At 69.8% G+C, this 26,640-nt stretch carries 30 protein-coding genes and 1 tRNA gene; 8 read left to right on the top strand and 23 right to left on the bottom strand.

From position 1 onward, the window contains the following. The first annotated feature begins 321 nt into the window (after positions 1-321). Positions 322-1,194 carry a hypothetical protein gene (locus tag G7071_RS09645; protein WP_166317951.1) on the top strand — a complete coding sequence of 291 codons (873 nt, stop codon included), beginning with the start codon at positions 322-324 and terminating at the stop codon, positions 1,192-1,194. Here G7071_RS09645 and G7071_RS09640 read toward each other — a convergent pair whose 3' ends face one another. From G7071_RS09640 to G7071_RS09595, 10 genes are all read right to left on the bottom strand, one after another. After that, positions 1,195-1,518 carry a hypothetical protein gene (locus G7071_RS09640; RefSeq protein WP_206062752.1) on the bottom strand — a complete coding sequence of 108 codons (324 nt, stop codon included), beginning with the start codon at positions 1,516-1,518 and terminating at the stop codon, positions 1,195-1,197. Continuing rightward, entirely contained in the window at positions 1,502-1,876 is a 375-nt protein-coding gene (locus tag G7071_RS09635; protein WP_206062751.1) for a hypothetical protein, read from the bottom strand. The genes G7071_RS09640 and G7071_RS09635 overlap by 17 nt, the downstream gene beginning before the upstream one ends. Further along, complete coding sequence (locus G7071_RS09630) at positions 1,873-3,069, bottom strand: tyrosine-type recombinase/integrase (RefSeq protein WP_166317948.1); 1,197 nt, start codon at positions 3,067-3,069, stop codon at positions 1,873-1,875. The genes G7071_RS09635 and G7071_RS09630 overlap by 4 nt, the downstream gene beginning before the upstream one ends. A 6-nt stretch (positions 3,070-3,075) precedes the next feature. Further along, on the bottom strand, positions 3,076-3,306 hold the full coding sequence (locus G7071_RS09625) for a helix-turn-helix transcriptional regulator (protein WP_166317945.1): 231 nt from the start codon (positions 3,304-3,306) through the stop codon (positions 3,076-3,078). A gap of 182 nt (positions 3,307-3,488) precedes the next feature. Further along, positions 3,489-3,562, bottom strand: a tRNA-Met gene (locus G7071_RS09620). A gap of 49 nt (positions 3,563-3,611) precedes the next feature. Next, entirely contained in the window at positions 3,612-6,509 is a 2,898-nt protein-coding gene (locus G7071_RS09615) for a UPF0182 family membrane protein (RefSeq protein WP_246209915.1), read from the bottom strand. Beyond that, on the bottom strand, positions 6,506-7,048 hold the full coding sequence (locus G7071_RS09610) for a PPA1309 family protein (protein WP_166317942.1): 543 nt from the start codon (positions 7,046-7,048) through the stop codon (positions 6,506-6,508). The genes G7071_RS09615 and G7071_RS09610 overlap by 4 nt, the downstream gene beginning before the upstream one ends. Continuing rightward, on the bottom strand, positions 7,045-8,094 hold the full coding sequence (locus G7071_RS09605) for a YlbL family protein (RefSeq protein WP_166317939.1): 1,050 nt from the start codon (positions 8,092-8,094) through the stop codon (positions 7,045-7,047). The genes G7071_RS09610 and G7071_RS09605 overlap by 4 nt, the downstream gene beginning before the upstream one ends. A 42-nt stretch (positions 8,095-8,136) precedes the next feature. Beyond that, positions 8,137-8,367 (bottom strand): hypothetical protein, encoded by a 231-nt coding sequence (locus G7071_RS09600; RefSeq protein WP_166317936.1) that lies wholly within the window; start codon positions 8,365-8,367, stop codon positions 8,137-8,139. Between the two features lie 4 nt (positions 8,368-8,371). Further along, positions 8,372-8,824, bottom strand: coding sequence for a molybdenum cofactor biosynthesis protein MoaE (locus G7071_RS09595; protein WP_166317933.1), 453 nt, complete (start codon positions 8,822-8,824; stop codon positions 8,372-8,374). 36 nt (positions 8,825-8,860) lie between these two features. Here G7071_RS09595 and G7071_RS09590 point away from each other — a divergent pair, with 36 nt between their 5' ends. Continuing rightward, positions 8,861-10,174, top strand: coding sequence for a zinc-dependent metalloprotease (locus tag G7071_RS09590; protein WP_166317930.1), 1,314 nt, complete (start codon positions 8,861-8,863; stop codon positions 10,172-10,174). Continuing rightward, positions 10,171-10,752, top strand: a complete 582-nt coding sequence (locus G7071_RS09585; protein WP_166317927.1) for an NUDIX hydrolase — start codon at positions 10,171-10,173, stop codon at positions 10,750-10,752. Before G7071_RS09590 ends, G7071_RS09585 begins: the two co-directional genes overlap by 4 nt. On the opposite strand, the gene G7071_RS09580 is transcribed toward G7071_RS09585, so the two are convergent. Then, positions 10,742-11,551: an SGNH/GDSL hydrolase family protein gene (locus G7071_RS09580; protein ID WP_206062750.1), complete on the bottom strand. Its 810-nt coding sequence runs from the start codon at positions 11,549-11,551 to the stop codon at positions 10,742-10,744. The two genes, G7071_RS09585 and G7071_RS09580, sit on opposite strands and share 11 nt — an antisense overlap. Before the next feature lie 155 nt (positions 11,552-11,706). Here G7071_RS09580 and G7071_RS09575 point away from each other — a divergent pair, with 155 nt between their 5' ends. Further along, a complete protein-coding gene (locus G7071_RS09575; RefSeq protein ID WP_166317924.1) occupies positions 11,707-12,912 on the top strand; it encodes a helix-turn-helix domain-containing protein in 1,206 nt (401 codons plus the stop codon). 2 nt (positions 12,913-12,914) lie between these two features. On the opposite strand, the gene G7071_RS09570 is transcribed toward G7071_RS09575, so the two are convergent. From G7071_RS09570 to G7071_RS09560, 3 genes are all read right to left on the bottom strand, one after another. Continuing rightward, complete coding sequence (locus G7071_RS09570; RefSeq protein ID WP_166317921.1) at positions 12,915-13,487, bottom strand: M48 metallopeptidase family protein; 573 nt, start codon at positions 13,485-13,487, stop codon at positions 12,915-12,917. Then, the gene (locus G7071_RS09565) at positions 13,480-14,514 is read right to left on the bottom strand and encodes a PHP domain-containing protein (protein ID WP_166317918.1); all 1,035 of its coding nucleotides are present in this window, start codon (positions 14,512-14,514) and stop codon (positions 13,480-13,482) included. Before G7071_RS09565 ends, G7071_RS09570 begins: the two co-directional genes overlap by 8 nt. Positions 14,515-14,848: 334 nt before the next feature. Continuing rightward, positions 14,849-15,667, bottom strand: coding sequence for an enoyl-CoA hydratase/isomerase family protein (locus tag G7071_RS09560; RefSeq protein WP_166317915.1), 819 nt, complete (start codon positions 15,665-15,667; stop codon positions 14,849-14,851). A 148-nt stretch (positions 15,668-15,815) separates the two neighbouring features. Here G7071_RS09560 and G7071_RS09555 point away from each other — a divergent pair, with 148 nt between their 5' ends. Both G7071_RS09555 and G7071_RS09550 read left to right on the top strand, forming a co-directional pair. After that, the gene (locus G7071_RS09555; RefSeq protein WP_166317912.1) at positions 15,816-15,974 is read left to right on the top strand and encodes a DUF5679 domain-containing protein; all 159 of its coding nucleotides are present in this window, start codon (positions 15,816-15,818) and stop codon (positions 15,972-15,974) included. A gap of 122 nt (positions 15,975-16,096) precedes the next feature. Beyond that, complete coding sequence (locus tag G7071_RS09550) at positions 16,097-16,624, top strand: hypothetical protein (protein ID WP_166317909.1); 528 nt, start codon at positions 16,097-16,099, stop codon at positions 16,622-16,624. Between the two features lie 12 nt (positions 16,625-16,636). Here G7071_RS09550 and G7071_RS09545 read toward each other — a convergent pair whose 3' ends face one another. The 5 genes from G7071_RS09545 to G7071_RS09525 form a co-directional block, all read right to left on the bottom strand. Then, positions 16,637-16,795: a hypothetical protein gene (locus G7071_RS09545; RefSeq protein WP_166317906.1), complete on the bottom strand. Its 159-nt coding sequence runs from the start codon at positions 16,793-16,795 to the stop codon at positions 16,637-16,639. A gap of 132 nt (positions 16,796-16,927) precedes the next feature. Next, the gene (locus G7071_RS09540; RefSeq protein ID WP_166317903.1) at positions 16,928-17,125 is read right to left on the bottom strand and encodes a hypothetical protein; all 198 of its coding nucleotides are present in this window, start codon (positions 17,123-17,125) and stop codon (positions 16,928-16,930) included. Between the two features lie 44 nt (positions 17,126-17,169). Then, positions 17,170-17,499, bottom strand: a complete 330-nt coding sequence (locus G7071_RS09535; protein WP_166317900.1) for a WhiB family transcriptional regulator — start codon at positions 17,497-17,499, stop codon at positions 17,170-17,172. A gap of 152 nt (positions 17,500-17,651) precedes the next feature. Continuing rightward, the gene (locus G7071_RS09530; RefSeq protein WP_166317897.1) at positions 17,652-17,906 is read right to left on the bottom strand and encodes a hypothetical protein; all 255 of its coding nucleotides are present in this window, start codon (positions 17,904-17,906) and stop codon (positions 17,652-17,654) included. A 74-nt stretch (positions 17,907-17,980) separates the two neighbouring features. Further along, complete coding sequence (locus G7071_RS09525) at positions 17,981-20,032, bottom strand: ATP-dependent DNA helicase UvrD2 (protein WP_166317894.1); 2,052 nt, start codon at positions 20,030-20,032, stop codon at positions 17,981-17,983. Positions 20,033-20,105: 73 nt separating this feature from the next. Here G7071_RS09525 and G7071_RS09520 point away from each other — a divergent pair, with 73 nt between their 5' ends. Next, positions 20,106-20,351 carry a mycoredoxin gene (locus G7071_RS09520; protein WP_166317891.1) on the top strand — a complete coding sequence of 82 codons (246 nt, stop codon included), beginning with the start codon at positions 20,106-20,108 and terminating at the stop codon, positions 20,349-20,351. Here the strand turns inward: G7071_RS09520 and nudC are convergent, their stop codons facing one another. Then, positions 20,352-21,218 carry an NAD(+) diphosphatase gene (gene nudC / locus G7071_RS09515; protein ID WP_166317888.1) on the bottom strand — a complete coding sequence of 289 codons (867 nt, stop codon included), beginning with the start codon at positions 21,216-21,218 and terminating at the stop codon, positions 20,352-20,354. It abuts the gene before it with no gap. An 81-nt stretch (positions 21,219-21,299) separates the two neighbouring features. Here nudC and deoD point away from each other — a divergent pair, with 81 nt between their 5' ends. Continuing rightward, positions 21,300-22,010 carry a purine-nucleoside phosphorylase gene (gene deoD / locus G7071_RS09510; protein WP_166317885.1) on the top strand — a complete coding sequence of 237 codons (711 nt, stop codon included), beginning with the start codon at positions 21,300-21,302 and terminating at the stop codon, positions 22,008-22,010. Here the strand turns inward: deoD and G7071_RS19660 are convergent. Genes G7071_RS19660 through G7071_RS19200 form a run of 3 tightly spaced genes read right to left on the bottom strand, consistent with a single transcriptional unit; the run spans position 22,007 to position 26,558 of the window. Continuing rightward, a complete protein-coding gene (locus G7071_RS19660; RefSeq protein ID WP_281351645.1) occupies positions 22,007-24,838 on the bottom strand; it encodes an ATP-dependent helicase in 2,832 nt (943 codons plus the stop codon). The two genes, deoD and G7071_RS19660, sit on opposite strands and share 4 nt — an antisense overlap. Next, positions 24,835-25,209 carry a UvrD-helicase domain-containing protein gene (locus G7071_RS19655; protein ID WP_281351644.1) on the bottom strand — a complete coding sequence of 125 codons (375 nt, stop codon included), beginning with the start codon at positions 25,207-25,209 and terminating at the stop codon, positions 24,835-24,837. The genes G7071_RS19660 and G7071_RS19655 overlap by 4 nt, the downstream gene beginning before the upstream one ends. Further along, positions 25,206-26,558, bottom strand: a complete 1,353-nt coding sequence (locus G7071_RS19200) for a PD-(D/E)XK nuclease family protein (protein WP_246210633.1) — start codon at positions 26,556-26,558, stop codon at positions 25,206-25,208. Before G7071_RS19200 ends, G7071_RS19655 begins: the two co-directional genes overlap by 4 nt. Positions 26,559-26,640 lie beyond the last annotated feature (82 nt).

Here is a 26,640-nt window from a genome sequence, read left to right as displayed (position 1 = left end):
GAACGTCGCCTCCTTGGAGAGCAGATCGGCAGGTACCGCCATTCAGGGCTCGTGTGGTGCGTTCAGGCGGTACGCGCCGCAAACCCGCGGATGAACCTTCAAGGAACCAGCACGCGGACTCGCGGCCCGGCCGAGGAACTGCGCTACCGGCTCGATGTGGCGATCGCCCACTCGAGCGGGCTTCCTGGGCTCGACGAGCTGACTTCCGAGCAACCATTTGCGATGGTCGAGTCGTGGCGGCAGGTCGCGCGAGCCGCAACGCTCGGTGAACACGACTTCGATGCGGGCCTCGGATACGGCCGGCTCTCCCAGGTGCAGTGCATGACCTTGCTTAAGGACGCCTCCGCCGTGGCCCGGGGCCTCGTCGGACTCGACCGCCGCTACTCCAACATCCCCGGCTGGCAGCCGCTCAAGGACGCCGGCTGGCTCGCTCGCGCGGCGGAGACGTGCGCGACCTTCGCCGGGTACGACGAGCCCGACTACACGATCGACCTTCGCGGATGGCAGCCCCGCCGCACTCTCGTTGAGGGACCTGGGCTGCCCGGACTCACGGGCGTACTCCAGGCGCAGCACAACCTGCTTGTTCACCTCGGCGAGTTCCCCGACGCCCGAAGCCTGCGACTCGTCCTCGACTCCCAGCGCATCGTCTCCCGCGACGCAGCCACCCTCGATCCACGCGCCTCGGCCGAGTGGACCGACCGCGCCTCGACCTACCTCCGGCTCATCCACGCGACCCATGACATCGGCGGGATGGTTGGCAACGGCGGCCCTGCCGCCGGCCAAGCGGCCCTCGCAGCGAGCCGTATCGAGCAGTTCAGACGCGCTGTGCAGGCAGGAACCGCCACCGACGAGTCTGGGGCCCTTCGTCACCTCGCCCAACTCGGGCGCGAGATCGACGAGCGCATCACCCAGGTGATCCAGCAGGGCGCCCGAGAGCGGATCTACTTCGCCCGCGTGCCCTTCCCCCGTGTCGACAAGGACGCGGCTGGCTTCGTGAAGCCGGGCCGACAGCGCTACGTGCCCATGACCGCCGACGTGTGCCAGGAACTCCTTGAACTGGTGCGTAATGAACTGCGCCCCGAGGCTGAGACACCCCGGGCGCCGAAGAAGGCCGCTGCGAGTCGGGAAGAGCTCGCTGCAGCCCTCGTGCATCGACCTGAGGCGCGCCGGGCACAGTCCGGCCCGGCGATGTGATCAGGCGCTAAGCGCCTTGCGCCGTACCGCGGCCAGATCACTTTCGAGCCGATCGAGTGCGGCCTTCAGATCGTCCGCAGGTGCGATCGCCTGCAGCACGAGCATGCGGACGACCGTCGACACCGGGAGGCCGCGCTGGTCGGCGTACTCCGCGAGCTCGTCGAACTCCTCATCCCGAAAGCGGACCTGGAGGTTCTTCGAGCGCGCGGTTCCGCGAGTGACCTTCACGTGCGCCGGCAGCGGCGCGTTCGCGTCGCTGGTTGCCTCGGCCGCCTCAGCCGCTTCGGCCTCTGCTGCGAGCAATTCCTCAATCCCGTTGGTCATCCGCTTCTCCTTCGCTACCCGCGGCGTAGAGCCGTCGGTCCTTCTCGTTTGCTGCCCATCCGTTGACGCCGTACTCGGTCCCGTCGTTCTCCAGAACGATCACGCTGATCACGTCATCCGCCGCGACCGAGAATCCGATGATCCTGACGCTCTTGCCGCTCTCGCTGTTGTAGTCGGGGTCGATCATGACCCGGTTGGGGTCTTCGAGCGCCTCGTCGGCGATCGCTGGCGTGATGCCGTGCTTGCCTTGCATGTAGGCGCCGCGATGTGACCAGTCGACGCGCTCGAACACTCGCCCATCGTAATGCATTGCATTACGATTCGGAAGAGGCGTCGGTTCCACCATGTCGTCGTTCACGGCTGCCCCTCCACTCGCTTCGGGGCAAGCGCCTCCAGGATCTCGGCCGTCACCGGATCGACTGCCTCGTCGGGCTGGATGTAGTGCTCTTTGGTGATCTTCGACGAGGTGTGACCGAGAAGTTCGGCAGCGAGGTCAGGCCCACTTGCCCGATCGAGAACGGTCGCGACCGTGCGGCGGAAGGCGTGCGGGGTGACGCCCTCGATCCCCGCCTCCGACAGCACCGCCCGCAAGCGCCGGCGAATGTTGTTGGTCGTGAGAGGCGTGCCGTTGCGGGTGAAGAACAGCAACTGGTCCGGCCCCTCGGGACCGACGACGACGAGTCTCTGCCGGATAACTTCAGCTGCGAAGCTCGGAACCGACACCACACGTGTCGACTTCTGCGTCTTCGGGTGAGCCTGTCGGTACGTCGGCTTGCCCGCCGGCGAGACGATGGCCCCGCAGATCCGCACCGTGGCCGGCGACACGGTCACGTCGACATCGCACTTGCGGATCGCGAGCACCTCGCCGATGCGGGCAGAAGTGCCCAGCATGGCCTCGATGATCTGCTCCAACTGACCGTCCGGCGGCGGACCCGGCGTTCCTGGCGCGCGGCGCCAACCTCGTGCGGCGTCTCGGATGGCGTCGACTTGCTCAAGAGTCAGCGCCATGGTCTGCGACGGCGGCTTGTGCATCCGGGCGATGCCGCGGACCGGGTTCTCCTTAAGAGCGTCGTACCGGACCGCCAGACCAAAGGCGAGGCTGAGGACCGTTCGCGCCTGCTTGGCCGTGCTGTAACTCTTGGTGGACGCGAGCTTCTTGATGAACTGGTCGACCTTGCGCACATTGATCTCGCGGAGCGTGTGGGACTCGAAGGCCGGCATTACAAGTTGGCGCATGTTGCGCTCGTAGAGCGCACGTGTGCTCGGCGCAAGCTTGTCGGTGAGATCGAGATCTGCGAGCCACACCTCGACAAGACGACCGAACGTACTGTCGCCCGACAGGTCTCGGCTGCCGGCGGAAAAGCGATCACGACGCGTGAGCTTCTGCTTGAGTGCGCGCTCGGCAGACTTGCGAGTGCCTCCCGTCGCTTGGACGAGTCGAAGTTGTCCATCGTCGTCGCGGAAGCGCACGCGCGCCTTGATCCTGCCGTTGGGGGCCGGAACGTAGGTGAACTCGCCGAAGGTGCCGATCGCGGTGCGTGGTCGTCCCATCTCAGGTCACCGTCCGTCCGGGTTCCCGCCGGGCCGAACCTCGCGCTGGGCCTCGATCCAGGCGAGAACGTCGCTCTGTGTGAACTTCACATGGCGCCCAACACGGACGCCGCATGGACCCTTGCCGTCGACACGCCAGTCGTAAATGGTCGTGACTGGCACCCCGAGGTACTCCGCAAGGTCCTCGATGCTGAGCAGCGGGTCGAGCCCACTGAGTGGATGCGCTTGGGTCTTCATGACCAGTAGGTGGGCCGGACGCTCCGAGCCGCTCCATGGCAACCCGCGATGCTCCAAGGCAACCGGGCGCACGGACCGCGGATCGCACCTGCTGAACAGGTAGATGATGACTTTGTGATGACCGAGTCAAGTTAGAAAGCTTTCAGGCTCGGTTCCCCAGAGGGAACCGAGCCTGAAATTCGTAGCGGGGGCAGGATTTGAACCTGCGACCTCTGGGTTATGAGCCCAGCGAGCTACCGAGCTGCTCCACCCCGCGTCGGTGAACAGAACCTTACGGGATGCCCGGCGGCCGACCCAAATCGGGCCTACTGAGCGGCGAGCTCGACCGCCTCGGTGATCAGCTCACGGCCTTCTTCCATCAGCCGCGCCCAGCCCACGGTGTTGCCGTTGGCCTGGGCCTGGTCGGCAGCCTCGAACTTCGCCTCGGCCTGGTCGAGCAGGTCCCGGATCTGGTCGTCGACAGACCCCTGGGGTTGTGTCGGCGGATCCTCGTCACCGCGACCTGGTCGCTCCGGCTCGGGCTCCGGTGTCGGGTCGCTGGCATCGACCCCGAGGACGTCCGCGATGGCCTCACGCAGCGTCTCACCGATGCCGATCCGTCCGCCGTAGGAGACGAGCACGAACCGCAGGATCGGGAAGCTCGCTTCGGTGTCTGCGGACCGTTGGGTGTAGACGGGCTGCACATACATCAGGCCCTCGCCGACGGGCAGGGTCAGCAGGTTGCCATAGATCGGCGTCACCCCGCCCTGGGTGTAGCCGAGAAGCTCCTCGCGCACCCCGTCGTCGGAGCTCAGCTCGTTGGCGATCTGGCCCGGGCCCGCAGTGCGCTCGTTGGGCAGCTCGAGGACCGAGATCTTGCCGTAGTCCTCGCTGGTCGCGTCGCTGTTGACCGACATGAACGAGGCCAGGTTGTTCTTGCCGCGCGGCACGTAGACCGACGTCAGGGCCCAGGTGTCGTCGACGAAGAGGCGGTACGGCGGCTGCTGGGTCGTCGGGTCCTGCGGGTCCTCCGGCACCTCCCAGCGGTTGGCTCCGTCGTACCAGTCGCCGGGCTCGGTCAGGTGGTATCGGGCGAACTGGTGGCGCTGCACCTTGAAGAGGTCGTCGGGGTAGCGCACGTGCTCCATCAAGGTCTCGGGGATCTCCGACTTCGGCTGCACGACGCCGGGGAAGACCTCGCTCCACGCCTTGAGGATGGGATCCTCCTCGTCCCAGGCATAGAGGGTGACGGTTCCGTCGTAGGCGTCGACCGTGGCCTTGACCGCGTTGCGCATGTAGTTGATCTCGTCGGTCGGCAGCGTCTGGAAGCCCGGAGGATCGGCCAGCGAGTCCTCGGTCATCTCGTCGAGCGACTCCCGCTGCGACAGCGGGAACTGGTCGGTGACCGTGTAGCCGTCGAGGATCCACTGGATCCGGCCGTCGATCACGGCGGGATACGGGTCGGAGTCGACGGTCAACCAGGGTGCGACCTTCTCCACCATCCGGCGCGGGTTGCGGTCATAGAGGATCTTGCTGTCCTCGTGCACGCGTCCCGACAGCACCAGGTTGGGTTCGCCGAACTTCACCGCATAGAGCAGCTTGTCGATGGCGCTGCCAATCGGCACGCCGCCCTTGCCGTCGTAGGTCGTCGTCTGGTTCTCGTCGTCCCGCTCCCCCTTGGGCAGGTCCAGCTCGACAGCGGGCTCGTCGCCGCGCTGGCCCACGACTGAGTAGGAGGGACTGAGCTCACCGAAGTAGACGCGCGACTCGTAGCCACCCTCCGAGAGCTCCGTCAGGTCGCTCTCGCTGTCCTCCTGGCCCTCTGCCCACTGGATCGACTGCGACTGCTCGTCGTCCTCGTCGGCGCGCTGGTTGCCGTAGGCCGCGATCACCCCGTTTCCATGGGTGTAGACGACGTGCTGGTTGAACCAGTTCTTGTCACTGTCAGCCAGCCCGGACTGATCGAGCTCGCGCACGCCCAGGACCAGGGCCCGGTCGCGGCCGTCGATCTCGTAGCGGTCGACGTCGAGCACAGGCGGCACCGAGTAGTAGGCGCGCACCTGCTGCTGCTGCTCGAAGGTCTGGCTGACCACCTTGGGGTCGACGACCGGCACCTTGGCAGTGGCCTCGTCGAGCGCACCCAGCTCGCCGCCCGCGACACTGGGATCAGAGGAGTAGGACGTCTCCTCGACGGCGTCGAGGTTGTAGGCCATGCGGGTCGCGTCGATGTTCCGACCGATGTAGGGGCCCTCGCGGTCCGGGACGTTGGGGCTGACCTGGAACTGCTGGACGGTGCCGGGGACGATCAGGCCCAGGATCACCGCGGACAGTGCGAGCAGGGCGATGCCCATGGTCGGCAGCAGCCAGGTGCGTCGCCAGATGTTGAGGAAGAAGAGCACGGCACAGATCAGCGCGATGCCGGTCAGGATCTCCTTGGCCGGTAGGACTGCCTTGTCGTCGGTGTAGCCCATCCCGGTGAAGAGCGAGCCCGAGCCGGTGACGAGGTCGAAGCGGTCGAGCCAGTAGTCGGCGGCCTTGGCGAGCACGAAGACGCCCAACAGGGCGGAGATGTGGACCTGCGCCGCACCGCTGAGCCGGTCGCGTGCGACCGAGAGCCTGATGCCGCCGTACAGGTAGTGCACGAGGAGGGACGCCATCAACCCCACCACGGCGAGCGCCATCGCGAAGTCGACGAGGTAGTGCCACCACGGGAGCTCGAAGACATAGAAGCTCGCGTCGCGCTCGAAGTAGGGGTCTGAGTGCCCGAACGGCGTGGAGTTGCGCCACAGCGAGAACTCGCGCCACTGCCCGGCGGCCGAGGCGCCGGCGAATGCACCCATCAGCGCAGACACCCCGCCGAGGATCCAGCCGGTGGCGGGCGAGACAGCGTCGCGATAGCGCGCGAGGTTGACGTCCCCGCCGCCGCCCAGCAGCGGGCGCATCCGGTAGGCGAGGGCCAGGTTGAGCGCGACCACGGCGGCCATCACGGCGCCGAAGACGAGGAACAACCCGATCCGGGTCCACAGCAAGGTCCCGAAGACGCTCGAATAGCCGGCCGCCTTGAACCACAGCCGCTCGGTCCAGAAGCTCGCGAAGGTCGTCAGGCTGAGGAAGAGCACCACCATCACTGCGGCGGTGATGATCAGGGTGCGCGAGCGTCCGTTCCGCGGCGGCGGGGCGGGCGCCTCGGCGCCAGCGGACGGACGGCCATACATTCCGCTCATGCCTCACCCTCCAAGGTGCCGCGCAGCAGGTCGAGCAGACCCGGCACGAGCTCGGTGCCGTCGACCACCGACTGGTCGTCGTCATGGGCGCGCAGGCGCAGGGCACAGTAGGTCGCACCGGCCCGGGTGGCTCCGGCGACGATCCTGACCTCCTGGCGAAGCGGGTGCTCGCGCGCGAACTCCTCAGCCGCCTCGGGGTCCTCGGGGATCTCGTCGTCGACCTCCGGCGGCAGGACGAGACGCTCCACCACGGCAGCGCAGCCCGTGACCTCCGGCGGCCAGCCGATTGACTCCAGCGTCACCTCCAGGCGCTGGTCCTGTGGCGTGTCCTGCTCGACCGGGGTGAAGGAGCCCTCGGCCGCGGCGACGTCGAGGCCCATGTCCGCGGCCAGCTCCGGCTCCTGGGCCACGATCCTGGCCGTGTCGACCAACGCATAGAGCCGCGCCGGCTGGTCCCAGCCCCCGTCGGCGATGTGCGACTCGATCTCCAAGATGGCAGCGGCCAGCGCCGGATCTTGCGGAAGGGAAATCTCGCTCATGACTCGTCCTCACAGGTCGGCAGGGCTGCGTCTGGGTCGTCGACCCAGGTGGTGATCGCCTCAACGGCGTCGTGCATGGTCTCGACCCGGACCAACCGCAGGTCCTCGGTGTCGATCCCTGTCGTGTCGGAACAGTTGTCGGCCGCGACCAGGAAGAGCTTGGCGCCCGCTGCTGCTGCGCCGGCGATCTTCTGCTGGACCCCACCGATGGGGCCGGCCCGGCCCTCCGCGTCGATGGTGCCGCTGCCGGCGACCACCTCTCCCCCCGTCAGCGAACCCGGGGTGAGCGTGTCGTAGATGGCCAGGGAGAACATGAGCCCGGCGCTGGGTCCGCCGATGTCGTCGCCGACGTCGACGGAGACCTCGAACGGGAACACGAACCCGGGCCCGGGGGTGATGCCGATGCGCGTGTCACCGTCGACCTCGCGTGGGGTCACCCGCTTGGTGAGCACCTGTCCCTGACGCCGGATCCTGAACTCCACCGGTTGTCCCTGCGTCGCACCGTCGACCGCGTCGACGACGTCCTGGGCGGAGTCGATCTCCTTGCCGTCCACCTCGAGCAGGATGTCTCGGACCTTGAGGACGCCGTCGGCCGGCAGGTCCTCCTCGACATACAGCACCTCGGTCTTGGGCTCGACGTCGTAGCCCAGCTCCTTCAGCGCGGTCGCGACCGCCGCGTCCTGCGAGGAGACCATCTGCACGAACGACTCGGCATCGTTGGACTCGTCGGTGTCGTCGGGGCCATAGACGGCGTCATAGGGATAGACGGCACGCTCGGGGTCGATCCAGGCGCGCATCAGCTGGTCGAGCCGGATCCTGTCCTGGGGCTGATCGACATAGATGGTGGTCAGGTGGAGCTCACCGGAGTCGCGATAGGTCTCGGCTCCCTCGACCTCGACGATCTCCTCACCCTTGGGCGCTCCCAGGATGTCGACGGTCGGTCCGGGACGATAGGTGACATAGGGAAGTGGCTGGGTCGCCACGACGACCAGCAGACCGAGGAGCAACGGGACCGCGAGGATCGCCGCAAGCGTCCGCTGACTCATGGCGTCAGCCTCTCAAACGCCTGCAACTCGCGCAGACGCGCCCTAGGAGGCGCGACGGGTGGGGCGTACGGCGATCCCCGTGCTCCGGTCGACCGGACGGGTCGGTCCGTCGACCTGGCTCACGCCGTGGTCCTTCTCGAGGGCCCGCGCAAGACGGCGTATGGCGACGTCCCGGTCGACCTCGCCGCGACCCTCACGAGCCTGCCAGCCCACCCAGACCATCGTCATGACGGTCACGAGGGCGGACGGCACCAGCCACAAGAGGATCTCCACCCGGTCAGGGTAGGCCGACCCACTCCTCATCACCGTCCGCGAAACGCTGGTGCTTCCAGATCGGCACCTGCGCCTTCAACGTGTCGATCAACGCCCGCGAGGCCGTGAAGGCCACGTCGCGGTGGCTGGCGGTGGTGGCGACGATGACGGCGATGTCGCCGATGTCGAGGTGACCGACGCGGTGCACAGCCGCGACACCGTGCACCTCGTGCTCGGCCACCACCTGGTCGCACACCGCGCGCAGCCGCCGGAGGGCGGTGGGGTGGGCCGAGTAGTCGAGAGAGGTGACGCCCTGTCCCCCGTCGTGGTCACGGACGCGGCCGACGAAGAGCGTCAGCCCCCCTGCGGCCGGGTCGTCGAGGGCGTTGACGACCTCGCCCACGTCCAGCGGCTCCTCACGCAGGTCGACGAGGCGCACGGCAGCGTCTCGATCGGGTCGCTCGTGCTCGTCCACCATGCTCGCGAGTGTAGGGGCGGTGAGTACGGTTGTGGCATGAGCACCCCCGGCGATGGATCGGACGAGTCGAACCCGTTCAAGGGCACCCCGTTCGAACAGATCTTCAACGCTCTCGGGGGCGGGCTGCCCGGGCCCGGGCAGGGCGGCGCCATGCCCGACCTCGGTGCGTTGATGGGCCAGTTCCAGGCGTTCCTGCAGCCCCATGAGGGCCCGGTCAACTGGACGCTGGCGACCGACATGGCGCGCAAGGTCTCGGCGCAGCAGCCCGATCCCACGCCGACCCAGTCCCAGCGTGACGCCATCGCCGACGCGGTCCGGCTCGCCGACCACTGGCTCGACGCCGCCACCGACTTCCCCTCCGGGGTGACCACGACAGCCGCGTGGAGCCGGGCCGACTGGATCGTGGAGACCACCGAGGTGTGGAAGCGCCTGGTGGAGCCGATCGCGGGTTCCGCCGCCGGTGCGCTCGGCAACGCGCTGCCCGAGGAGGCCCGAGCGATGGCCGGGCCCCTGCTCGGCATGCTCGGCAAGGCCACGGGCGCGATGGTCGCCAGCCAGGTCGGCCAAGGCGTCGGCGCCCTCTCCGGCGAGGTCCTCGGGGCCTCCGACATCGGGCTCCCCCTGGGCCCCGACGGCAAGGCCGCACTGCTGCCCACCAACGTGCAGCGGTTCGCCGACGAGCTCGATGTCAGCACCGACGACGTGCTCCTCTACCTCGCCCTGCGCGAAGCAGCCCACCAGCGGCTCTTCGCCAATGCACCGTGGTTGCGCGAGCACCTCATCGGTGCCGTCACCGACTACGGCCGCGGCATCGAGATCAACACCAGCGGCATCGAGGAGAAGCTGCGCGGCATCGACCCCACCGACCCGGCCTCGATGCAGTCGGCGATGGAGGGCGGACTCTTCGACCTGGCCAAGTCGCCGGCCCAGCAGGCTGCCCTCGAGCGCCTCGAGATCACCCTCGCCCTCGTCGAGGGCTGGGTGGACGAGGTCGTCGGCCAGGCCACCGCGCAGCGCATGCCCGCCGCAGGCAAGCTGCAGGAGGCCGTACGCCGACGCCGGGCCGCCGGCGGTCCCGCGGAGCAGGTCTTCGCCACCCTGGTCGGACTCGAGCTGCGACCGCGCAGGCTCCGTGACGCCTCGACCCTGTGGGGGTCGCTGCGCACCCGTCAGGGCACCGAGGCCCGCGACGGCGTCTGGATGCACCCCGACCTCCTGCCGACTGCCGCCGACCTGGACGACCCGCTGGGCTTCCGGGAGGACGCGGCGGCGCCCGATTCCCTGACCGACGAGGACTTCGACGCCGGGCTGCGCGAGCTGCTCGACGGCCCGACCCCCGACGACGAGTGATCCACGACGACGCGCTGGCGGTCCTGGGCGCCTGGGCACCCCCGTCGCCGCGCGACGCAGCCTTGCGTGAGCGCTACCTCGACCACCTCCACGCACATCCGGACGGGTTGCTGCGGACCTGCTTCCCCGACCACCTCACGGCCGGGGCCGTGGTCGTCTCGCACGCCGGCGACGCCGTCCTGCTCAACCACCACCGCAAGGCCGACGCCTGGCTCGCCTTCGGCGGACACGTCGAGCCCGGCGACCAGACCCTGGCAGGTGCTGCCCGCCGGGAGCTGGTCGAGGAGTCCGGCCTGGTCGAGTTCGACTTCGACCCCGTGCCGCTCTCCCTCGACGAGCACGCTGTGGAGTTCTGCTCCGACGCCGGCACGGTGCACCACCTCGACGTACGCTTCCTCGCCCTCGCCTCCCCCGATGAGAACCACGTCGTGAGCGAGGAGTCCAACGACGTCCGGTGGTGGCCGGTGGCGGCACTGCCGAAGACGTTCGAGGACATGTATCTCCTCATCGAGGCCGCTGTGCGGCGGGCCCGGGAGGCGCACCCGCGAACGTCTTCGGCAGTGCGGGTCAGCCGATGACCGACCTCACCGCCGGGACATAGCCCTTCGCGTAGCCCGTGCGGGTCGGGTGATACATGTCGGCGACGCTCCAGGACTTGCCGTTGAGCCACGGCTCGCGCGTGCACACCTCGTGCCCGGCCCACGACTGGACCGAGCTCTTGTAGACGAAGTTGCTCCCGGCGGCTGCGACCCGCGCGCCGATGGTGGCGTCGAGCAGGTCTGCCGCCTCGTTGGCCCAGGTGGCCTCCTGGGCGGTGATGCCGTTGGCTCCCGCACAGGACAGGCTCTTGCCGAACATCCGGCTGTAGCCGAGGACGACGACCTTCGCGTTGGGCGACTTCGCCTTGATCGCGTTGTAGGTGGCATCGAGCTTGGCGGGCAGCTCGTCGGTGATCTTGGCCTTCATCTGGTTGACGGCGTTCTGGCAGTTGAAGCTCCAGCTGTCGGCGCAGTTGAAGATGACGTTGGCGAACCCGACGTCGTTGCCGCCGATGGTGATCGTGACGAAGTCGGTCGCTGCACTGAGCGACGGCACCTGCTTCTCGATGACGTCTCCCGTCACTGCTCCCCCGCAGGCCACGAACGTCAGGTCGGTGTTGGCACGCTGCTGGGCCACGAGGTAGGGGTAGGCGTAGGTGTTGCGGAAACAGCTGCCGAGGTTGTTGCTGAACGCACCGTTGCCGGCGGAGTAGGAGTCGCCGAGAGCGACGTATTCATCCGGGTCCACGGCCCCGGCACTGCCGGTCGGGACGACGGTCAGGGCGACGGCGGCGAGGCCGGCTGCGGCCAGGGAAGCGGCATTGCGGAAAAGACTCACGGGGATCCTCCGAGACAGGGTGGCTGGGGATCCCACGCTAGGCACGTCCGCGCCCGGCGGGAATCGTGCGGAGACCCAGCGTCCTGGAGTCCACGTGGTGACCGGTCACAACAGGGGTATTGCGCGGCCGGGCGGATGGGTTCACCATCACCGGCATGCTCCAGCCTGCGCGCGACGACCGGCTCGCGCTGCGTGAGCGGCTCGCCGGCACGCTGCCCGGGATGCTGGACGAGGCCCTGGCCCGGGTGACGAGCGAGGTGGCCTTCACCCGCCACACCGAGGCCGGGGCCAGCTCCGACGTGGAGCGGGTCATCCGGCAGAACCTCGACCACTTCGGCTCCCTCCTGCGGCAGGAGCGGCTGCCCGCTCCGGAGGAGATCGAGCTGATGATGCGCGCGGCTGCCCGGCGTGCCGAGGAGCGCGTGCCCCTGCCCGAGGTGCTGGCTGCCTACTTCACCGGCTTCCGCTACTGCTGGGAGCAGTCGGGCAAGCTCATCGAGGGCGACGAGTCCGCCGACCTCGTCGAGGTGGGCAGCCTGGCCCTGTCCTACCTGCAGACCGTGACGACCGCCGTCATCGACGCCTACGTCGAGACGACGACCGCGCTCTCGGGCCAGGACCGGGAGGGCCGGGCGACGCTGCTCGCGGCCCTGCTCGCCGGGACGGACAGGGCAACCGACTGGCACGCAGCCGGCCTCGACGTCTGGGACGAGCACTCGGTCGTCGTGCTGCGGCTCGCCAGGCCCCGGCACGAGGACGACGCCACCATGACCATCGAGGCGCGACGGCGGACCCGCGCCATACGCAAGGCACTCATCGAGCTCACCGGCAGCGAGGTCCTCGACGATCTCACGACCCTGGGAGGTGTGGTCGTGCTCGACGGGCGGGTCGACCCCGTCCGGCTGCGCCAGGCCCTCTTCCCGATCCTGGGGTCGCGCTGGCACGCGGGGCTCGCCGTCGCCGATGCTCACTGCCCCACCCCCGAGGCCGCGGCAGCTGCCGCTGACTGCGCGGAGGTTGCCGACCGGCTCAACCATCCCTCAGGCGTCCACCAGCTGGCCGACCTCCTCCTCGAGGTGCAGGTCACCAGGCCGGGCCCGGCCCGGACGGCGCTTCGACAGCTGCTGCGGCCGCTGGAGGACAGCACCGAGCTCGTGCAGACGCTGGCCGTCTATGTCGAGGAGAACGGGCGTCGGGCGGTGACGGCCGCACGCCTGCACGTGCACCCGAACACGCTGGACTATCGGCTGAGGCGGATCCGCGAGCTCACCGGCATCGACCCGTGCGAGCGGGAGGGCGGCCAGCTGTTGCGAGCCGCGCTGGTCGTGCGCGAGTTCGTGGAGAGCATCCCTCGACACTGACGTCAGTCGTCGCTGCCCGCCGTCTGGCCGGCTGACCCGCCGTCGTCGGCATAGCCGTCCGGCAGCTCCAGCCGCGCGGCCGCCGACCAGCCGGAGAGGTAGCCCTTGGCGCGCTCGGCCTTGGGATAGCGGTCCACCCACGCCCAGAAGGCCGGGCCGTGACCCGGCTCGAGGAGATGTGCGAGCTCGTGGAGCAGCACGTAGTCGACCACCCAGGTCGGCATCTGCTGGAGGCGCTCGGAGAGCCTGATCGATCGGTCGCCCGGCGAGCAGGAACCCCATCGGGTCTTCTGGTTGGAGACCCAACGCACGCTCGACGGGGAGGCCATGCCGCCGAGCCAGGCGTCGCTGAGCGTGATCGCGCGCGCCAGCAGCTGCTCGTCGCTCGGCCGGCGACGCGTCTCCTGCCGCTCGAGCCGGGCCACCATCTCGGCGACCCAGGTCCGCTCGTCGCGGCGACTCATCGCGGCCGGGATCTGCACCACGATGACGTCTCCGTCGCGGTATGCCGACACCGTGCGCCGCCGGCGCTTGGACCGGCGAACCTCGACCTTCGGACCGTGCTCGTCAGCCATGCTGGGCCCACTCAAGCAGTCGCTCCCGGGGCCAGGTGTTGATGATCCGCTCCGGCTCGATGCCTGCCTCCTCGGCTCGTTCGCAGCCATAGTCGAGCATGTCGAGCTGGCCGGGCGCGTGCGCGTCGGAGTCGATGGAGAACAGGCAGCCGATGTCGCGCGCCAGCTCGAGGAGCCGGGTCGGGGGGTCCCGGCGCTCGGGACGCGAGTTGATCTCGACCGCGGTGTGGTTGTCGCGGCAGGCCTCGAACACCGCCCGGGCGTCGAACTCACTCTGCTTGCGCACGCCACGGTTGCCGGTGACGAGGCGTCCGGTGCAGTGACCGAGGACGTTGGTCCGCGGGTTGCGCACCGCGCCGATCATCCGCTCGGTCATTGCGTCGGCGTCCATCCCGAGCTTCGAGTGGACGCTGGCAACGCGCAGGTCGAGCTGGGCCAGCATCTCCTCGGTCTGGTCGAGGGACCCGTCGTCGAGGATGTCGACCTCGATCCCCTTCAGCAGGGTGAAGTCTCCCCCGAGGTGGTCGTTGATCGCCTCCACGACCCCGAGCTGGCGCGCGAGGCGCTCGGCACTCAGACCCCGGGCCACCTTGAGTCGCGGCGAGTGGTCGGTGAGGACGAGGTAGTCGTGGCCCAGCTCCATGGCCGTCATCGCCATCTCCTCGATCGGCGAACCGCCGTCGGACCAGTCGGAGTGGGAGTGGCAGTCGCCACGGAGCAGCGCTCGCAGCGCCCGACCGCCCTTCGCCAGCGGCCCGGAGTGCTCGGCCTCGAGCCTGGCCAGCCGTTCGGGCAGCTCGCCACGGCAGGCGTCGGCGATCACGGCGGCCGTGCTGGGACCGATGCCGGGCAGGTCGGTCAACGTGCCGTTCCCCGCTCGTTGCGCGACCTCGTCGTCATCGAGGGGCAGGATCACTGCGGCGGCTGACCGGAAGGCCTGGATCCGGCGGGTGTCCTCCCTGGCCCGCTCCAGCAGGAAGGCGATGCGACGCAGCGCGGCGACCGGGCCGGCGGCATACTCGCTCATCGCTGAGCCTCTCGCTGGGAAAGAACCTTTGCTCCACAGGGCGTGGATGACCATTGTGGCCGGTCAGCGGACCAGCGCCGCCCCACTCCGGGCGTGTCCCCCACAGCGTTCTCCCCCGCGAGCCGGCACTTCTCCACCCTCACACCCCAGTCCTGCACAGCTTCTGCACAGGTCTCTCCACAGGCGTGGAGAACCCCGCGTTGACCTGCCCGTGCACCGGTGTCTAGGTTGGCACCCAGATGAGGCCCTCGATCCGTCGGCCCCGACCGACGTGGGGAAGCGTCCGGTCGGACGCCAGCGGACCGAGGGCCTCCTCTCATGCTCCAGCGCCTGCTCAGTGGCCGGTGAAGACCGGGGCTCGCTTCTCCCGGCTGGCCCGGATGCCCTCCTGCAGGTCCGCGGTGGCCAGGGTCATCGGCTGGGCCAACGCCTCCCACTGCAGGGCGCTCTCGAAGTCGGCGTGCCCACCGTCGGCCAGGGCCAGCTTCGTGAGCCGGGTCGCGATCGGCGCGTTGCCGGCCACGTCGGCGGCGATGGCCAGGACCTCGTCGGCGAACTCGTCGTGCTCGATCACCCGCGAGACCAGTCCGATCCGCAACGCCTCCTCGGCCTCGACGACCCGACCGGTCAGCAGCAGGTCGCGGGCATGCGCCTCACCGACGACGTTGGGCAGGAGGTAGGTGCCGGCCATGCCGGCGTGCATCCCGAGCTTCACGAACGGGACGCCGAGCTTGGCACCGGTCGCCGCGAACCGCAGGTCGCAGGCCAGCGCCAGGCACAGCCCGGCCCCGATCGCGTGGCCGTTGACAGCAGCGATGGTCGGCACCTCGAGCTTCCTGATCGAGAGCCAGGCGCGATAGAAGGGCACCATCCGGTTGCGCAGGTGGTCGACCGAGGCATCCGGCTCGCTCGAGATCCAGCCGGTGTTGCCGCCGGAGCAGAAGGCCGATCCCTCACCGGTCACCAGCACGGCTCGCACCGACCGGTCCGCTGCCAGGTCGTCGATGGCGCGGACCCAGGACTCGGTCATCTCGTCGCTCATCGCGTTGCGCATCCCGGGGTTGTCCAGGGTGATCCGGACGACCCCCTCGACCGGTCGGTCCAGCCTCAGGTGGGTGTACGTGGGCGTGCTCGTGCCAGCTTGTTCAGACATGGTCCGAACCCTACTGAGTGCGCGTCCTGCGGCTCGTGACAGCACCGTTGGCGTAGGATTTCTAGCGGACCAGCGGCTGAGTCGTCGGTCCCCGACGGGCTTCCCCACCCCTCCCGTCGTGACCAGACAGAGCAATCAAGGAGACGTCATGACGGAGACCTGGAGCGGCGAGTTCTACTGCGTCAAGTGCAAGGAGAAGCGCGAGGCGTCGGGCGAGGTCAAGGTCAACGACAAGGGCACCCGGATGGCGAAGGCCGTCTGCCCCGTCTGCAGCACCAACCTCAACCGCATCCTCGGCAAGGCCTGAAGACCCGGCCGATTCAGCCGGTCTGCCGGCGGCGCCACCCTGGCCGGGGTGGCGCCGCCGCTGCCATTTCCTCCTGTGGAGAGCCGCGTGCGAGGCCGCCGGGGTGCTGGTTGGGTGAGGGCATGTTCCCCAGCCGCCGACACGAGCCGCCCAGGGCCCAGGTGCACGCCCCGGGGCCGTACGCCGATGTCGTCACCACCGTCGTGACGGCAGCCGGGCTCCGTCCGTGCCCCACGGCAGACGTCGCGCTGCTCCTGACCACCTCCCAGGACCCGGGGGTCGCCGACCGGTGGCTGGTGGACTCGCTGCCCCACCTGGTGGTGAGCGTGACGTCGGACGAGGGACGCATCGGTCCCTTCGTCGATCCGGGAGCGACCGCCTGCTTGCGATGCCTGACGGCTGCCGGGGCCGAGCCCGGGCCCGCTCCTGGCGCTCCGGCTGTGCCCACGCTCTCCCCACCCGATCCTGCTCTGCTGGTGCTGACCCTGGGCTGGGCGGTGCACGAACTGGAGACCTGGCAGGCCGGGGAGCTGCCGGTCACCTGGTCGAGCACGATCACCGTGCGCCGTGGCGCCGAGCCCGAGGTCACCCGATGGTTGCGACACCCCCACTGCGGATGCGCCTGGGACCTGTTCGAGGTCGCCGGCTGACTGACCGGCGGATCACCACCACTCGCTGTCGAGCTTGCCCTCGATCGCCCGCAGGTTGGTGCGCGAGCACTCGTCGCAGTAGGTGCGCCGGCCGCCCGCCTCCACCGAGGTGATCCAGGTCAGGGCGTCGGCGTCGGTCGCCTCCCGCCCGCAGCGGTCACAGGTGCGCATGCCCAGCACGCTACGCCGCCGCTGCCCTCGGATCGAGCCAGGAGGTTCTGCGGCCGCGAATGCCAGTGCCGGCACGACCACGTGGTCGTGCCGGCACTGAGTGCATCACCCGCGATCAGGGCGAGGCTGGTCCTAGATCGCGCGGGCGAGCGCGAGACGCGCCTGCTGCGCGGCCTTCTCGGCCTTGCGGCTCATGCGACGGGCCAGGACCAGCTGGTGGGCCTGTCGCTGCAGCTGCGCCTCTCCCAGGCGCGCGGACATCTGCGCCCTGGCCAGGTCTTCGTGCATCGTGTTCATCTTGGTGTCCTTCGTGCTGGGGGTGAGTGTCATGGAAAGTGGTGCTCCGGTGGATCTCGAGAAGGGTTGGCGCCGCGTCACGCGGCGACCTCGTTCTTGCGGGGTCGACCGCGGGGGCGCTTGCGCGCAATCACCGCGCCCTGGAGGAAGAGCTCGCCGCCCCAGACGCCCCACGGCTCACGCCGCTCGAGGGCACCACTGAGGCACAGCGCCTGGACGGGACAGTCCTGGCACAGGGTCTTGGCGAACTCGACGTCGGACGGGGATTCGGCGAACCACAGCTCTGCGTTGTTGGTTCGGCAGGGCAGCAGCTCGTCCTCCACCTGGGCAGCCGCGTCGTGGAGGTCGCCCAGGTCGCGCGGGCTGACGTCCTCGGTCAGGTTGCGGTCGAGAACACTGATGGTCATGTGTGTCACCTCCTTCTCGTTGACCTGATCGCTGGTGCAAAAGACTGCTGACTAGGGGTTCGGAGCCCGCGGCTTCGCTTCGCGAGAAACGAAAAGGCCGCGGATCCCGGTGATGGGATCCGCGGCCTGGAGGTGAGCCGGTCAGTTGTTGGTCAACTGATCGGTGGTCTCCAGGCGGAGGATCCCCGGTGTGCTCGCTTGACGCGGACATCGACGCACACGTCGGCCGTGCCGAGCTGGTTGATGCCCGCCGGCGTGCCATAGGCAGCCGTCTGGGCAGCACGGAAGGCCGGACCGAATGCGGGCATGCCGAAGTTCGGCGCGACGGCCGTGGTGTGCCAGGTGTTGTTCTCCATGCGGTCCACCTCCTTCAGGTGCTGTGGGCGCTGACCGGTGCCAGTGGTCATGGGTGCGCGTTGGATGTTGGAAGAAAACTAGCGGCTGCTCGTTGTAATGGGCAAACCATTTAGTGCGTATTTCGTCAGATTTCTCGTCCGGCGAGCAGGGCAAGCACGTCGTCGCCGTATTTCTCCAGCTTGGAGGCGCCGACCCCGCTGATCTTGAGCAGCCCCCGCTGGTCGGTGGGGCGGTGTTCGGCGATGAGCTCCAAGGTCGCGTCGGTGAACACGACGAATGCCGGGACGCTGTCGTCGCTTGCGCGGGCGAGGCGCCACTCGCGCAGCCGCTCGAAGAGCGCCATGTCGTAGGAGGCCGGGCACCCCGCGCACCGGCCGATCTTCTTCTCCGCGGGCGACCCGAGGGCGCCGCCGCACTCACGGCAGTGACGGGCCTTGCGGTTTCGGTCCCGCGACGTGGTGACGGCGGCCGAGCGCTCGACCTCGGCGACCCCGTGCAGGAAGCGCGAGGGCTTGCGCGACCCACGCCCGCCCGGGTTGCGGGCAGCGGCCCACGAGATCGAGAGGTGGGACCTGGCTCGGGTCATGCCGACGTAGAGGAGGCGTCGCTCCTCCTCGACCGCAGCCGGGGTGTCGGCGTAGGTGATCGGCATGGTCCCGTCCTGCATGCCGCAGAGGAGGACGGCGTCCCACTCCAGGCCCTTGGCCGAGTGGAGCGTGGCCAGGGTGACACCGTCGGCGACCGGAGCGTGCTGCTCGGCGGCTCGCCGGTCGAGGTCGTCGACGAAGGCACCCAGGTCGGCGTCGGGATGCTCGATGGCGAACTCGCCGGCCTGGTCGACCAGTGCCTGCAGCGACTCCCAGCGGTTGCGGGTCTCACCGCGGGTGCTCGGCGGCTCGCTCGACCAGCCCATCCCGGACAGCGTGGCACGCACGAGCTGACTCACTGACCCGTCGGCCTGGCCGGAGCGGGCGGTCCCCCGCAGCAGGGTCACGGCCTGGCGCACCTCGGCACGCTCGAAGAAGCGTGCTGCCCCGCGCACGACGTAGGGGATCTTGCGCTGGGACAGCGCGTCCTCGAAGCTCTCGGACTGTGCGTTGATGCGGAAGAGGATCGCCATCTCCCCGGCCGGCACCCCGCCGGCCCGCAGCGACGCCACCTGGTCGGCTGCGGCAGCCGCTTCGGCCACCTCGTCGGGGAAGGCCCGGTAGGTCACCTCGGGCCCGGCCGGCCGCTGGGCGAGGAGCTTGACACCTGCACTGCTGGTGCCGGCGAGCAACCGGTTGGCGGCGGCGACGACCTGGGGCGACGAGCGGTAGTTGCGGACCAGCTCGATGGAGGTGGCGCCGGGGTGCTTGGTGGTGAAGTCGCGGAGGTAGGAGGCGTTGGCACCGGCGAAGGAATAGATCGTCTGGGCCGGGTCTCCGACCACGCAGATCTCGTCCCGACCGCCGAGCCAGAGGTCCAGCAGCGCCGACTGGAGGGGCGACACGTCCTGGAACTCATCCACGACCAGCCACTTGTACTGGCGCCGGACCTGGGCGGCCACGGCCTCCTCGTCGGCGAGGAGGCCGGCCGCGAACAGCAGCACGTCCTCCATGTCCATCCGGCTCTGGCCGCGCTTGATCTCCTCATAGCCCTCGAACACCCGCGCCACGGTCGCCGCGTCGAGATGGGCGACCGAGCGGTCGCGCTGCTCGGCCACCGACGCATAACGGTCGGGTGAGACGTTGCTGACCTTGGCCCACTCGACCTCGCTCGCCAGGTCGCGCAGCAACGCCTGGTCGCTCTGGATCCGCAGGCGACGCGCAGCGCCCGCCAACAGCCCGATCTTGGAGTCGATCAGGTCGGGCAGCTCGCGCCCGTGCACACGCGGCCAGAAGTAGCGGAGCTGGCGCAGTGCGGCCGAGTGGAAGGTCCGCGCCTGGACGCCGCCAGCCCCCAGGGTGCGGAGCCGGCCGCGCATCTCCCCGGCTGCTCGGGTGGTGAAGGTGACCGCCAGCACCTCGGAGGGGGCATAGACGCCGGTCGCGACGCCATAGGCGATGCGGTGGGTCACCGCCCGGGTCTTGCCCGTCCCGGCGCCCGCCAGCACCCGCACCGGACCGCGGATCGCCTCGGCGACCTGCCGCTGCTCGGGGTCGAGGGCATCGAGCAGCTCATCGGGCGTGGGCATCGGCTGGGAACATCTCCTGCGGGTGAGCGGTTGGTCATGACGGACACCTTGAACCCTAGACGTCAGGACCGACATGAGCTTCACGATGTACAGCACCCCCTGGTGCGGCTACTGCCACCGCCTGAGCGGCCAGCTGGACCGCGAGGGCATCAGCTATGACGTGGTCGACATCGAGCAGCACCCGGAGGCGGCCCAGGTCGTCGAGCAGGTCAACAACGGCAACCAGACCGTCCCGACCCTCGTCTATGCCGATGGGTCGGCGCAGACCAACCCGTCGCTGAAGCAGGTCAAGGAGAAGCTCGCCTCGCTGGCGAGCTGATCACCAGCCGTCCGCGAGCGGCTCCCCGAGCCAGCTCTCCATCAGCGACGACGAGATCGAGATCCCGGACGGTACGGCGATTCCCCGCTCGGTCTCGCCACGCAGGTCGGCGCGGGTGAACCAGTGCGCCTCGGCCAGCTCGTCGCCGTCGACGACGATCTGCTCGCTCAGCGCGCGAGCCGTGAACCCGAGCATCAGGCTCCCCGGCAGCGGCCAGGGCTGGTTGCCGAAGTAGGCCACCTCGCCGACGCGCACGCCGGTCTCCTCGAGCACCTCGCGGCGTACGGCATCCTCCAGGGTCTCCCCCGGTTCACAGAAGCCCGCCAGGGTGGAGAACCGTCCCGGCGGCCACGACGGCGCGCGGCCCAGCAGGATCTTCTCCTCGTCACTGCCCGGCTCCCCCAGCGTCACCGCCATGATCACCGCAGGGTCGGTCCGGGGGAACTGTGGCTTGCCGCAGCCTTCGCACGTCAGCTCGTGGCCGGCGTGGGTCGAGCGGAGCCGACCGCCGCAGCGCGGGCAGAACCGGGTCGACCAGTGCCACTCGGCCAACCCGATCGCGTGGAAGAGCCACGGCACCTGCGTCGCCAGCGCCGGGTCGGACGAGATCAGGCGGGGGAACAGCGCACGAACCCCGACCCACTCCTCTCGCCGGCCGGGCACGGAGTCGGGGTGGGCGATCACGGCGAACCGGGTCACGCCGTCGGTGTGACCGAGCAGCACACGGGTGCCGTCCGGCGACTCGGCCGGACGCACCCACTGCGGCAACCCGTCGACCGGCCGGAGCCTCGTACCGGCCAGGACCAGCACCTGCGTGGAGTCGTCGGCCCAGCGCTCCGCCAGCCAGGCCTCGTCGGTGCGGCGCATCCCTCCCGATCGTGGGCGTGCGCGGAGAGGGCGACATGGGGCAGCTCGCGGGTCACCCCCTCAGGGTGCCAGCATGGAGTGATGAGCACGCACATCGGCGCCGCGCCCGGCGAGATCGCCCCTGTCGTCCTGTTGCCCGGAGACCCCCTGCGAGCGAAGTGGATCGCGGACACCTTCCTCACCGACGCGCGCTGCTATTCGCAGGTGCGGGGGATGTTCGGCTTCACCGGGACCTGGCGAGGAAACCGGGTCTCGGTGCAGGGCTCGGGGATGGGCCAGCCCTCGGCAGCGATCTATGTCAACGAGCTGTTCCGCGACTACGACGTCGAGACGATCGTCCGCGTCGGCTCCTGCGGGGCCCTGACCGAGACGGTCGGGGTCCGCGACGTCGTCCTGGCCAGCGGGGCCTGCACCGACTCCTCCATGAACACCCACAGGTTCGGCGGCTACGACTACGCCCCGGTCGCGGACTTCGGTCTGCTGCGACGCGCGCATGACGCCGCGTCGGCGATGCCCGACGTCACCACGCACGTCGGCCTGGTCTTCTCGAGCGACTCGTTCTACTCCCCGCGTCCTGAGCTGACCCAGCGGATGGCCGAGCACCGGGTGCTGGCGGTCGAGATGGAGGCGAGCGCGCTCTACACCCTGGCCGCGGCCCACGACCGGCGGGCGCTGGCCGTGTGCACCGTCAGCGACCACATCGTGACGGGCGAGGAGACGACCTCGGCCGAGCGGGAGCAGAGCTTTCCGGCGATGGTCGAGATCGCCCTGGGCGCCGCGCTGGACTCCTAGCCGGAGACGATCTGCTCGAGCTCGGCACGACCGGGCAGGCCGTCGGGCTCCACGGTCCGTCCGGTCCTCACGTAGTGGAACGCCGCCCGCACGGACTCGGGCGCCAAGTCGTGGATCTCGGCCCAGGCGAGGCGATAGATGGCCAGCTGGAGCGGATCGGTGGTCTCGCTGCGGCTGGTCTTCCAGTCGATGATCGAGAAGGTGCCGTCGTCGTCGCGATAGACGGCGTCGATGCGACCCCGGACGACCTGCCCGGCGAGCACGATCGCGAAGGGAGCCTCGACCGCGTAGGGCGCCCGGTCGGCGAAGGGGCCGGCCTCGAAGCTGGCGATGACCTGCTGCAGCTCGTCGGCGTCGTCGAGGTCGGCGTCGGCTCGACCCCACAGGTCGTCGGGCTCGATCAGTGCCTGCTGGCCGAAGCGCTTCTCCACCCAGGCGTGGAAGTCGGTGCCGAACCGAGCCTGGTGCGAGGGTGGGCGAGGCATGGGCCGGGCCAGCTCGCGGGCGAGGGCGTCGGGGTCGGAGTGGAGCCGGGCCAGTGCCGTGGCCGACAGGCTCGAGGGGAGCGGCACGCTGACGTGCGTCGCGTGGACGCTGCGGGCCTCGGCCACCAGCTGGCCGAGGTCGTCGTCCCAGTCGGCGACCCGCGCCGCCTCGACGAGGTCGAGACCCTCGTCGGGCATCGTGGGATCGACAGCCCGGACGAGCTCGGCCGCCGCCCGTCGTCGGCGGGCCTCCTCCCCCGGACCCGGGACCGGCCAGGGCCGGGACAGGTCGATGTCGTCGTTGGGATTGGGCGGCCTGCCCTCGGGCTTGTCGAGCCAAGCCCCCACCGGCGCACCCCACGCCTCGAGCTGGTCGCGCACGACCCGCTGATAGGTCGAGGGGCCGAACGCGCTGGCTCGCTGGGCCCACACGTAGGACGTGACCGCGAGGTGGTGAGCCGCGCGGGTGAAGGCGACATAGCCCAGACGCAGCTCCTCCTCGGCGTCGTGCTCGCGGGTGGCGGCGCGATAGGCCTCGAGGGCAGGCTTGTCATAGCCCTGGAGCTGCGGCTGGTCGGCGCGGTCGCCGCGCAGGGGCGCCGGCAGCACCGCTGGGGAGGAGGTCCACAGAGTGCGCGACCGGCCGCTGGGGAACCGGGTCTCCCCGACGCCGACACAGAACACCGAGGACCACTCCAGGCCCTTGGCCCGGTGGACGGTGAGGAGCTTGACCGAGTCGGCGGCGCTCGGGGTGGCGATGTCGAGGCCGTTGCCCTGGTCGTCCTCGGCCGTGAGGTAGGCCAGGAGTGCGGGTAGGCTGACGTCGCCGTCGACGGACTGGAACTCCGCCACGGCCTTGACGAACAGGTCGAGGTTGTCGCGGCGAGCAGCCGCTGCGGGGGCGGTGGCCGACGCCAGCTCCACGTCGACGCCGGTGGTGTCGATGACCCGGCGCACGACGTCGAGGAGCGGATCGCCGACATGTCCGCGCAACCGGCGCAGCTCTGCCGACAGCAGGGCGAACCTCTCGCGGGCCTCGGCCGAGTAGGGGGCGTCGCCGGGATCTGCCAGGGCGTCGCTGAGCGCCGGCAGCTCGGAGACGTCGATCCCATCGGCGATCCGCAGGAGCTGCTGCGCGATCGAGGCCGCCTCATCACGGTCCCGGCCACCCCCGATCGTCGCGGCCCGCTCGGCGAGCAGGCGCAGGTCGCGGGGTCCGATGGCCCACCGTGGCCCTGCCAGCAGGGTCAGCACGGCGGTGTTGGCGGTGACGTCGTGGAGCAACGTCAAGGTCGCGACCACCTCGGCCACCTCCGGCAACCGGATGAGTCCCGAGAGGCCGACGATCTCCACCGGGATCCCGGCGCCGGTGAGCGCGTCGTAGACGTCCTCGGCCTGGGCGTTGTCGCGGCTCAGCACCCCGATCTCCGACCACGGAGTGCCTGCGTCGTGGACACGCTGCACCGCCGCGGCGAGCCACTCGAGCTCGTCGAGCGCGCGCTCGAAGACGTGGGTCTCCACCACCCCGTCCGGAGTCCCCTCCGGGGCCCGGAGCCGGGCGACCTTGTCGCCGTACGTCGCCAGCAGTGGCTCGGCGAGCCGGTTGGCGACGTCGAGGATCCGCCGGTCGGAGCGACGGTTGACGGTCAGCGGCAACCGTCCCGGATCACCGTCAGCGGCCGGGAACGTCTCTGCGAAGTTGAGGATGTTGGACACCGAGGCGCCCCGCCAGCCATAGATGGCCTGGTTGGGGTCGCCGACGGCCATGACGGGGTGGCCCAGGCCCGACCGAGCGTCGGGACCGGAGAAGAGCCGGGCCAGCATCGTCGCCTGGGCGACGGAGGTGTCCTGGTATTCGTCGAGCAGCACGACCTTGAACCGTGCTCGCTCGGCCACTCCGACGTCGGGCTGCTCATCGACCAGTCGGGCGGCCAGCGCGATCTGGTCACCGAAGTCCATCAGTCCCAGGTCGGTCTTGACCCGGCGATAGCCCGCCACGAGCTCGAGGAGCTCCGCCCGGCGGTCGAGGGCGTTGACCGCCTTGTCGATCACCTCGAGGTAGGTCTTGCGGGCCTTGCCCTGCATCTCCTCCGCGCGGGCGCGCTCGAACCCCTGGCGTGCCTCGGCGTCGACCCGACGGACGTCGTCAGCGTCCACGAGGTGTTCGCTCATCGCCCCGTCGAGGGCCAGGAGGTTCTGGATGACCGTCGCCGGGTGGTCGGAGAGGAGCTTGATGTGACCGGTGAAACGCTCGATCACCCGGGACCCGAGCTGGTAGCGGGAGGCGTCTGAGACGACCCGGGTGTCGGGTTCGTGGCCGATCCGCAGCCCGTGATCGGTCAACAGGGTCCCGGCGTAGGCGTGATAGGTCGCGACCGTGGGCTCGAGGACGTCCTCCCCTCGGCGACGACCGACTCGTCGAGGAGTCCCGCCTTCGACAGGGCGAGTCCGATCCTGCTGCGCAGCTCGGCCGCGGCCTTGGTGGTGAAGGTGAGGCCCAGCACCTCCTCGGGGCGCACCCGACCTGTGGCCACGAGATAGACGACGCGTTGGGCCATCAGGGTGGTCTTGCCGCTTCCTGCCCCGGCCACCACCACGGTGGGTCGTAGCTCGGCGGTGATCGCCTCCCACTGCTCCGGGCTCGGGGCATGGCCTCCCATCAGGGCCTGCAGGTCGGCCGGGGTGTCGAGCCGGATCGCGGCGGGCGCGCTCACTGGGCCGTCACCGACCCTGCACTGCGGGCCGGGCAGATCGAGGTGAAGGTGCAGTCACGGCAGTGGGGACCGGGAACGGCCGGGAAGGTCTCGTCGCGGATCATCGTCGCGGCGCGCGACAGTCCGAGCCGCAGACGCTGTCGCTCCGGGCCGTCGGCAGCGTGCGCCTCCTGCACCTGCACCTTGGCCACGGGCGTGTCGTCGGAGATGCCGAGCTGGACCAGCTCGGCGCCGCCGGAACGCAGCGACCTGCCGGCCTGCTCGTCGAGCGCTCCGGCATCGACTGCGTATTGATAGAGGGCCAGCTGCAGATTGGCCTTGACCGAGGGTCCGCTGGGCGCACCGCGACTGGTCTTGAAGTCGACCACGACGACGTCCCCGTCGCTGGTGAGCTCGAGCCGGTCTGCGGTGCCGTTGAGCATGATCTCCTGCCCGTCGACCTCCACGGCCGTGGCGAAGCGTGTCTCGGAGTCGAGGAACTCACGCGGATTGACCGCATGCCACTCGACGAAGCGCGAGATCGCCTTGCGGACACGGTCGTGCTCGCGCTTGCGCGACCACGGCGTCCGGAAGGCCAGACGCTCCCAGACGGCGTCGACCTCGAGCATCAAGGCCTCCACGTCGGCCGGCAGCTCCCCGGTGGCCACACGTTCGGCCAGCGCATGCACGATCTGGCCGAGGTTGACGGCCTGGTGCGCCGCGGAGATGCCGCCCGCCTCCCGTCCGAAGAACCACTGGGCCGGACAGGTCGTCAACGCCTCGAGCATGCTCGCCGAGATCGGGACGGGGCGGTCGGGGTCGCGAACCGGCCGCGCGGAGGTGGACGGCGCGCGGGTCCCCCACCACGACGCAGGGTCGGCCTGCGGGACCAGCTGACGGCCCCCGGCCTGCTCGGCCGCCAGGGCAGCCAGGCGCCGCGCGGCAGCCTCGCGCAGGGGCTGGGAGGTCGTGGGTTCGGCGACCGTGCGTCTCAGCTCAGCCACGAGACCTCCCAGGGACAGCGGCCGAGGCGGCCGGCCGATGCGGTGCTCGGGTGTGATCTCGAGCTCGGCCAGGAACCTGGACGGCTGCTCACCCTCGTCGTCGGTCGACGCCACGGCAGTCACCACGAGCCGCTTGCGGGCTCGTGTGCAGGCGACGTAGAAGAGGCGGCGCTCCTCCGTCAGGAGCGCACGAGAGGTGACCGGCGGGACGAGGTCTGGAGCGCCGGAGGGATCCAACCCGATCCGGTCGGCACCCAGCAGGCTCGAGCGGCGGCGCAGGTCCGGCCACCCGTCCTGCTGCACGTGAGCGACCACCACCAGCTCCCACTCGAGGCCCTTGGAGCGGTGGGCGGTGAGGAGCCGCACCGCCGAGCCGCGCACTCCACGCTCGGCCAGCGTGTCTCCGGGGATCTGCTGGGCCACGAGGTTGGCGAAGAAGGCGCCGACC

This window comes from Nocardioides piscis (assembly GCF_011300215.1).
GTDB classification, from domain to species: domain Bacteria; phylum Actinomycetota; class Actinomycetes; order Propionibacteriales; family Nocardioidaceae; genus Nocardioides; species Nocardioides piscis.
Note: the sequence above shows the minus strand (reverse complement) of the source record. Positions and strands in the feature narration are given on the sequence as shown.

Excerpts from the sequence above, each read along its gene's own strand:
- G7071_RS09615 (WP_246209915.1), bottom strand. The coding sequence starts at position 6,509 with ATGAGCGGAATGTATGGCCGTCCGTCCGCTGGCGCCGAGGCGCCCGCC.
- nudC (WP_166317888.1), bottom strand. The coding sequence starts at position 21,218 with ATGCGCCGCACCGACGAGGCCTGGCTGGCGGAGCGCTGGGCCGACGAC.
- G7071_RS09610 (WP_166317942.1), bottom strand. The coding sequence starts at position 7,048 with ATGAGCGAGATTTCCCTTCCGCAAGATCCGGCGCTGGCCGCTGCCATC.
- G7071_RS09605 (WP_166317939.1), bottom strand. The coding sequence starts at position 8,094 with ATGAGTCAGCGGACGCTTGCGGCGATCCTCGCGGTCCCGTTGCTCCTC.
- G7071_RS09565 (WP_166317918.1), bottom strand. The coding sequence starts at position 14,514 with ATGAGCGAGTATGCCGCCGGCCCGGTCGCCGCGCTGCGTCGCATCGCC.
- G7071_RS09645 (WP_166317951.1), top strand. The coding sequence starts at position 322 with ATGACCTTGCTTAAGGACGCCTCCGCCGTGGCCCGGGGCCTCGTCGGA.
- G7071_RS09550 (WP_166317909.1), top strand. The coding sequence starts at position 16,097 with ATGTTCCCCAGCCGCCGACACGAGCCGCCCAGGGCCCAGGTGCACGCC.
- G7071_RS09525 (WP_166317894.1), bottom strand. The coding sequence starts at position 20,032 with ATGCCCACGCCCGATGAGCTGCTCGATGCCCTCGACCCCGAGCAGCGG.
- G7071_RS09630 (WP_166317948.1), bottom strand. The coding sequence starts at position 3,069 with ATGGGACGACCACGCACCGCGATCGGCACCTTCGGCGAGTTCACCTAC.
- G7071_RS09535 (WP_166317900.1), bottom strand. The coding sequence starts at position 17,499 with ATGACCATCAGTGTTCTCGACCGCAACCTGACCGAGGACGTCAGCCCG.
- G7071_RS09570 (WP_166317921.1), bottom strand. The coding sequence starts at position 13,487 with ATGGCTGACGAGCACGGTCCGAAGGTCGAGGTTCGCCGGTCCAAGCGC.
- G7071_RS09590 (WP_166317930.1), top strand. The coding sequence starts at position 8,861 with ATGAGCACCCCCGGCGATGGATCGGACGAGTCGAACCCGTTCAAGGGC.
- deoD (WP_166317885.1), top strand. The coding sequence starts at position 21,300 with ATGAGCACGCACATCGGCGCCGCGCCCGGCGAGATCGCCCCTGTCGTC.
- G7071_RS09545 (WP_166317906.1), bottom strand. The coding sequence starts at position 16,795 with ATGCGCACCTGTGACCGCTGCGGGCGGGAGGCGACCGACGCCGACGCC.
- G7071_RS09555 (WP_166317912.1), top strand. The coding sequence starts at position 15,816 with ATGACGGAGACCTGGAGCGGCGAGTTCTACTGCGTCAAGTGCAAGGAG.
- G7071_RS09530 (WP_166317897.1), bottom strand. The coding sequence starts at position 17,906 with ATGACCACTGGCACCGGTCAGCGCCCACAGCACCTGAAGGAGGTGGAC.
- G7071_RS09640 (WP_206062752.1), bottom strand. The coding sequence starts at position 1,518 with ATGACCAACGGGATTGAGGAATTGCTCGCAGCAGAGGCCGAAGCGGCT.
- G7071_RS09540 (WP_166317903.1), bottom strand. The coding sequence starts at position 17,125 with ATGACACTCACCCCCAGCACGAAGGACACCAAGATGAACACGATGCAC.
- G7071_RS09575 (WP_166317924.1), top strand. The coding sequence starts at position 11,707 with ATGCTCCAGCCTGCGCGCGACGACCGGCTCGCGCTGCGTGAGCGGCTC.
- G7071_RS09560 (WP_166317915.1), bottom strand. The coding sequence starts at position 15,667 with ATGTCTGAACAAGCTGGCACGAGCACGCCCACGTACACCCACCTGAGG.
- G7071_RS09595 (WP_166317933.1), bottom strand. The coding sequence starts at position 8,824 with ATGGTGGACGAGCACGAGCGACCCGATCGAGACGCTGCCGTGCGCCTC.
- G7071_RS09625 (WP_166317945.1), bottom strand. The coding sequence starts at position 3,306 with ATGAAGACCCAAGCGCATCCACTCAGTGGGCTCGACCCGCTGCTCAGC.
- G7071_RS09520 (WP_166317891.1), top strand. The coding sequence starts at position 20,106 with ATGAGCTTCACGATGTACAGCACCCCCTGGTGCGGCTACTGCCACCGC.